The organism is Lysinibacillus sp. NPDC093216 (genome assembly GCF_050280325.1).
GTDB lineage: Bacteria > Bacillota > Bacilli > Bacillales_A > Planococcaceae > Lysinibacillus.
Map to the genome: position 1 here is coordinate 1 of NZ_JBNNVB010000068.1, position 1,056 is coordinate 1,056.

1 pseudogene is annotated in these 1,056 nt (G+C 36.6%); it reads right to left on the bottom strand.

Going from position 1 to position 1,056, the window contains the following annotated elements:
• Positions 1–961: pseudogene (locus ACQKOG_RS27100) on the bottom strand (IS3 family transposase); the annotation flags it as partial.
• Positions 962–1,056: the final 95 nt, after the last annotated feature.

Sequence of the window (1,056 nt, forward strand, 5' to 3'; positions counted from 1 at the left end):
TCAGATACTTCATATGCCAGAATTTCATTGGTTTCCGCATCTTTAATTGTAGACAAGTAGGCGCGTTTACCTTTTCCATAACTCAAATAGGTGATGTCTGTTAATAATACTTTCCCAGCTACCCCTTGCTTAAATTGGCGGTTTAGCAGGTTCGGTAATGTCCGATGTTCCTTTGTCGCTTTGGCCATTCGTCGATATGGATTGGCTTTTCGAATGGGGCAAACGATTTGAAACTTCTTCATAATACGACGAATACGTTTCAAGTTATAGGTGATTTGATACTGTTGCTCTAACGTCATTTTAATTTGACGAGCTCCTTTTGGACGTCGACGGAAATGGAAAGCTTTTAAAATGATTTCTTTGACTTTCTCATCTGCTTGATGGAGTGTTTGTCTTTTCATTTCTGCCTCTTCTGTGAAGTAACGATAGTAGCCTGAACGAGAAACCCCAACTAACTGGCAAAGATAACGTACCATTCGCTTTAATTTATATTTTTGGATAACGGTGTGGATCAGTTGAAATTTCTGTTCCGCTGTTAGTTTTCCTTTTTCTTTCTCAACACTCTTTCTGCTAATTCTATCTTTTTTAGAAGTTCATTTTCTGCACGAAGAAGGGCGATTTGTGCTTCTAATCTAGTATTTTTTTCTTCTAAACTTAGTTCACGTTCAAGTGGACGTCCTGAATGATATTTACGTGTGTCTTCAAGCCCTGAAACACCTTTTTCTTTATAAGCTGCTCGCCAACGTTTTAAAGCTGATTTCGCTCGATGAATCCCTACCAGGTCGATATCGAAGCCTGCATCTTCAAAGATTTCACGTGAACATTTGCCTTTTTCATATTCTGCAATAGCTAGTGCTCTAAATTCATCTGTGTAAGTAATTCCTTTTTCACTAACAGCCTTTACATAAGGATGTTTCTTGAGTAATTTTTGTTCTTGATTAGTAAATAGTTTCTTTGACATAAGTTCTGCTCCATCTAGTTGTTATGTTCATTATAAATAAAAGTACCCTATAAGAGAGACTTTTTTTAAGTGTCTATCTTATAGGGTACATTTTA